The organism is Paraburkholderia piptadeniae, assembly GCF_900007165.1.
GTDB lineage: Bacteria > Pseudomonadota > Gammaproteobacteria > Burkholderiales > Burkholderiaceae > Paraburkholderia > Paraburkholderia piptadeniae.
Genome location: NZ_CYGY02000110.1, coordinates 1 through 5,703, shown reverse-complemented (window position 1 = coordinate 5,703; position 5,703 = coordinate 1). Strand labels below are relative to the sequence as shown.

The 5,703-nt window shown below is 55.3% G+C and carries 2 tRNA genes and 3 rRNA genes; all 5 read left to right on the top strand.

The features are described 5' to 3' along the window. The first annotated feature begins 300 nt into the window (after window positions 1-300). The 5 genes from BN2476_RS40270 to rrf all read left to right on the top strand — a co-directional run bounded on the left by BN2476_RS40270 (window position 301) and on the right by rrf (window position 5,577). A 16S ribosomal RNA gene (locus tag BN2476_RS40270) occupies window positions 301-1,831 on the top strand. 67 nt (window positions 1,832-1,898) lie between these two features. Next, window positions 1,899-1,975 (top strand) — tRNA-Ile (locus tag BN2476_RS40265). A gap of 49 nt (window positions 1,976-2,024) precedes the next feature. Further along, a tRNA-Ala gene (locus BN2476_RS40260) sits at window positions 2,025-2,100 on the top strand. A 291-nt stretch (window positions 2,101-2,391) separates the two neighbouring features. Next, a 23S ribosomal RNA gene (locus BN2476_RS40255) occupies window positions 2,392-5,273 on the top strand. 190 nt (window positions 5,274-5,463) lie between these two features. Next, window positions 5,464-5,577 (top strand): 5S ribosomal RNA (gene rrf / locus BN2476_RS40250). Together the 16S, 23S and 5S rRNA genes with 2 tRNA genes alongside form the textbook arrangement of a ribosomal RNA operon. The last annotated feature ends 126 nt before the right edge of the window (window positions 5,578-5,703 follow it).

Below are 5,703 nucleotides of genomic sequence, written 5' to 3'. Positions count from 1 at the left end.
AACCTGTTGACGGAAGCCGGAAGGTTCTTCATAATCTCGTTTCTCTGCTGCTGATGCAGCAACGCAGCGAAGGCAAGGCGCCTCGTGCGGATGTTCTTTAAAAACTAACAGCCGACAGATGTGGGTGCTCGATGACGGCGCACGGCGGTTCTCCGGAACCGCTGATGGCAAAAGTAATCGAGACTCACACAGAAGTAATTGAGGAAGGTTCGATGGGGTTGAGAAACCCGATCGAACCATCTGTCAGTGATTTTGAGTGAGCGACCGGTTCGTAACAGAACCGAAAACAGTAACAGGTTTGAACTGAAGAGTTTGATCCTGGCTCAGATTGAACGCTGGCGGCATGCCTTACACATGCAAGTCGGACGGCAGCGCGGGCTTCGGCCTGGCGGCGAGTGGCGAACGGGTGAGTAAGACATCGGAACGTGTCCTGGAGTGGGGGATAGCCCGGCGAAAGCCGGATTAATACCGCATACGCTCTGTGGAGGAAAGCGGGGGACCGAAAGGCCTCGCGCTCAAGGGGCGGCCGATGGCAGATTAGCTGGTTGGTGGGGTAAAGGCCTACCAAGGCGACGATCTGTAGCTGGTCTGAGAGGACGACCAGCCACACTGGGACTGAGACACGGCCCAGACTCCTACGGGAGGCAGCAGTGGGGAATTTTGGACAATGGGGGCAACCCTGATCCAGCAATGCCGCGTGTGTGAAGAAGGCCTTCGGGTTGTAAAGCACTTTTGTCCGGAAAGAAAACCTCCCGGTTAATACCTGGGGGGGATGACGGTACCGGAAGAATAAGCACCGGCTAACTACGTGCCAGCAGCCGCGGTAATACGTAGGGTGCGAGCGTTAATCGGAATTACTGGGCGTAAAGCGTGCGCAGGCGGTGCTGTAAGACCGATGTGAAATCCCCGGGCTTAACCTGGGAACTGCATTGGTGACTGCAGCGCTGGAGTATGGCAGAGGGGGGTGGAATTCCACGTGTAGCAGTGAAATGCGTAGAGATGTGGAGGAACACCGATGGCGAAGGCAGCCCCCTGGGCCAATACTGACGCTCATGCACGAAAGCGTGGGGAGCAAACAGGATTAGATACCCTGGTAGTCCACGCCCTAAACGATGTCAACTGGTTGTCGGGCCTTCATTGGCTTGGTAACGTAGCTAACGCGTGAAGTTGACCGCCTGGGGAGTACGGTCGCAAGATTAAAACTCAAAGGAATTGACGGGGACCCGCACAAGCGGTGGATGATGTGGATTAATTCGATGCAACGCGAAAAACCTTACCTACCCTTGACATGTACGGAAGACTGCCGAGAGGTGGTTGTGCCCGAAAGGGAGCCGTAACACAGGTGCTGCATGGCTGTCGTCAGCTCGTGTCGTGAGATGTTGGGTTAAGTCCCGCAACGAGCGCAACCCTTGTCCCTGGTTGCTACGCAAGAGCACTCCAGGGAGACTGCCGGTGACAAACCGGAGGAAGGTGGGGATGACGTCAAGTCCTCATGGCCCTTATGGGTAGGGCTTCACACGTCATACAATGGTCGGAACAGAGGGTCGCGAAGCCGCGAGGTGGAGCCAATCCCAGAAAACCGATCGTAGTCCGGATCGCAGTCTGCAACTCGACTGCGTGAAGCTGGAATCGCTAGTAATCGCGGATCAGCATGCCGCGGTGAATACGTTCCCGGGTCTTGTACACACCGCCCGTCACACCATGGGAGTGGGTTTTACCAGAAGTGGCTAGTCTAACCGCAAGGAGGACGGTCACCACGGTAGGATTCATGACTGGGGTGAAGTCGTAACAAGGTAGCCGTATCGGAAGGTGCGGCTGGATCACCTCCTTTCCAGAGCTTACGCGTTCAACGTTGAGCGCTCACATCTGTCGGCTGTTGAGTTCAGAGACAGGCTCAGGGGTCTGTAGCTCAGTCGGTTAGAGCACCGTCTTGATAAGGCGGGGGTCGTTGGTTCGAATCCAACCAGACCCACCACGTTGTCTGCGGTGAGAGTGAGCGGATGCCCCGGGGTTGTGGTCAGTGCGGGGGATTAGCTCAGCTGGGAGAGCACCTGCTTTGCAAGCAGGGGGTCGTCGGTTCGATCCCGTCATCCTCCACCAGTTACCAGTGCACAGTGTTCTGCGCGATGCAGAAGGCTTCGCATTGGCAATTGCGCCAGTCAGCGCGGTATGGGCGGTATGCATGCCGGCTGTCGTTCTTTAACAATCAGGAAGAAGTAGTAAAGAGATTCGCGAAAGGGTGCCTGGAGATGGGCGCGTGAGTAGGCGAATCAGGGTTGTGATTGTATCGAAGTATTTTTAAGTTCCTCGAAAGAGGGCTTTGGAATACGGCACAACGCGAAAACTCAGCCTGTAGCGGTGGTGAATCGGAAAGAGACACACCCGTTATAGGGTCAAGCGAACAAGTGCATGTGGTGGATGCCTTGGCGATCACAGGCGATGAAGGACGCGGTAGCCTGCGAAAAGCGGCGGGGAGCTGGCAAACGAGCTTTGATCCGCCGATGTCCGAATGGGGAAACCCGGCCCGTATGGGTCATCCTGAACTGAATACATAGGTTCAGTGAAGCGAACGCGGTGAACTGAAACATCTAAGTAACCGCAGGAAAAGAAATCAACCGAGATTCCCAAAGTAGTGGCGAGCGAAATGGGAGCAGCCTGCATACTTTATTTTTACTGTTAGCCGAGCGCTCTGGAAAGTGCGGCCATAGCGGGTGATAGCCCCGTAGGCGAAAACAGTGAGAAAGAACTGGGTATGCGAGAAGTAGGGCGGGACACGTGAAATCCTGTCTGAAGATGGGGGGACCATCCTCCAAGGCTAAATACTCGTGATCGACCGATAGTGAACCAGTACCGTGAGGGAAAGGCGAAAAGAACCCCGGGAGGGGAGTGAAACAGATCCTGAAACCGCATGCATACAAACAGTCGGAGCCTCGCAAGGGGTGACGGCGTACCTTTTGTATAATGGGTCAGCGACTTACATTCAGTGGCGAGCTTAACCGATTAGGGCAGGCGTAGCGAAAGCGAGTCCGAACAGGGCGATCCAGTCGCTGGGTGTAGACCCGAAACCAGGTGATCTATCCATGGCCAGGATGAAGGTGCGGTAACACGTACTGGAGGTCCGAACCCACTGACGTTGAAAAGTCAGGGGATGAGCTGTGGATAGGGGTGAAAGGCTAAACAAACCTGGAAATAGCTGGTTCTCTCCGAAAACTATTTAGGTAGTGCCTCGTGTATCACCTTCGGGGGTAGAGCACTGTCATGGTTGAGGGGTCCATTGCGGATTACCTCGCCATAGCAAACTCCGAATACCGAAGAGTGCAATCACGGGAGACAGACATCGGGTGCTAACGTCCGGTGTCAAGAGGGAAACAACCCAGACCGCCAGCTAAGGTCCCCAAATATGGCTAAGTGGGAAACGAAGTGGGAAGGCTAAAACAGTCAGGAGGTTGGCTTAGAAGCAGCCACCCTTTAAAGAAAGCGTAATAGCTCACTGATCGAGTCGTCCTGCGCGGAAGATGTAACGGGGCTAAGCCATATACCGAAGCTGCGGATGCGTGCTTTGCACGCATGGTAGGAGAGCGTTCCGTAAGCCTGCGAAGGTGCACTGTAAGGTGTGCTGGAGGTATCGGAAGTGCGAATGCTGACATGAGTAGCGATAAAGGGGGTGAAAGGCCCCCTCGCCGTAAGCCCAAGGTTTCCTACGCAACGTTCATCGGCGTAGGGTGAGTCGGCCCCTAAGGCGAGGCAGAAATGCGTAGCTGATGGGAAGCAGGTCAATATTCCTGCACCAGTGTGAAATGCGATGGGGGGACGGATCGCGGAAGGTTGTCCGGGTGTTGGAAGTCCCGGTCGCTGCGTTGGAGAAGGTGCTCTGGCAAATCCGGGCACGCAATTCAAGGGCGTGGCGCGAGCTTCTTCGGAAGCGAAGCAACTGGAAGGGGTTCCAGGAAAAGCCTCTAAGCTTCAGTTTCACATTGACCGTACCGCAAACCGACACAGGTGGGCGAGATGAGTATTCTAAGGCGCTTGAGAGAACTCGGGAGAAGGAACTCGGCAAACTGGTACCGTAACTTCGGGATAAGGTACGCCCTGGTAGCTTGATGCGCCTGCGCGCAAAGGGTGAAAGGGTTGCAATAAACTGGTGGCTGCGACTGTTTAATAAAAACACAGCACTCTGCAAACACGAAAGTGGACGTATAGGGTGTGACGCCTGCCCGGTGCCGGAAGATTAAATGATGGGGTGCAAGCTCTTGATTGAAGTCCCGGTAAACGGCGGCCGTAACTATAACGGTCCTAAGGTAGCGAAATTCCTTGTCGGGTAAGTTCCGACCTGCACGAATGGCGTAACGATGGCCACACTGTCTCCTCCCGAGACTCAGCGAAGTTGAAGTGTTTGTGATGATGCAATCTCCCCGCGGCTAGACGGAAAGACCCCATGAACCTTTACTGCAGCTTTGCATTGGACTTTGAACCGGCTTGTGTAGGATAGGTGGGAGGCTGTGAAGCGTGAACGCCAGTTTGCGTGGAGCCGTCCTTGAAATACCACCCTGGTTTGTTTGAGGTTCTAACCTTGGTCCGTGATCCGGATCGGGGACAGTGCATGGTGGGCAGTTTGACTGGGGCGGTCTCCTCCCAAAGTGTAACGGAGGAGTACGAAGGTACGCTAGGTACGGTCGGAAATCGTGCTGATAGTGCAATGGCATAAGCGTGCTTGACTGCGAGACTGACAAGTCGAGCAGGTGCGAAAGCAGGTCATAGTGATCCGGTGGTTCTGTATGGAAGGGCCATCGCTCAACGGATAAAAGGTACTCTGGGGATAACAGGCTGATACCGCCCAAGAGTTCATATCGACGGCGGTGTTTGGCACCTCGATGTCGGCTCATCTCATCCTGGGGCTGTAGCCGGTCCCAAGGGTATGGCTGTTCGCCATTTAAAGAGGTACGTGAGCTGGGTTTAAAACGTCGTGAGACAGTTTGGTCCCTATCTGCCGTGGGCGCTGGATATTTGAAGGGGGCTGCTCCTAGTACGAGAGGACCGGAGTGGACGAACCTCTGGTGTACCGGTTGTCACGCCAGTGGCATCGCCGGGTAGCTATGTTCGGAAGAGATAACCGCTGAAAGCATCTAAGCGGGAAACTCGCCTTGAGATGAGATATCCCCGGGGCTTCGAGCCCCTTGAAGGGTCGTTCAAGACCAGGACGTTGATAGGTCAGGTGTGGAAGCGCAGTAATGCGTTAAGCTAACTGATACTAATTGCCCGTAAGGCTTGATCCTATAACCGGTGTGTTTCGCGGTCATGGTTAATGCTTCAGCATTGACCCGGACCCCGCCCCCGAAGGGGGGAGCACACAGGCGCAGTGATCGACGTTGTGCCACACGAAACAACGCAACCCGGATACATATTCTTTACGCTTCTTCCCGATTGGCTGCGGCGCTCACCACAGCGACGCGGCAACCCGTCATGCCTGATGACCATAGCGAGTCGGTCCCACCCCTTCCCATCCCGAACAGGACCGTGAAACGACTCCACGCCGATGATAGTGCGGATTGCCCGTGTGAAAGTAGGTAATCGTCAGGCTCCTTACACCACTCCCGGCCCCGCCCCCCAACAGGCGGGGCCGTGGCGTTTGTGGCGCTACATCTTATCTTCCGCTGAGCAGCGCTGCCGGTACAACCCGACGACGGACCTGAGCAGGCAGAAAAC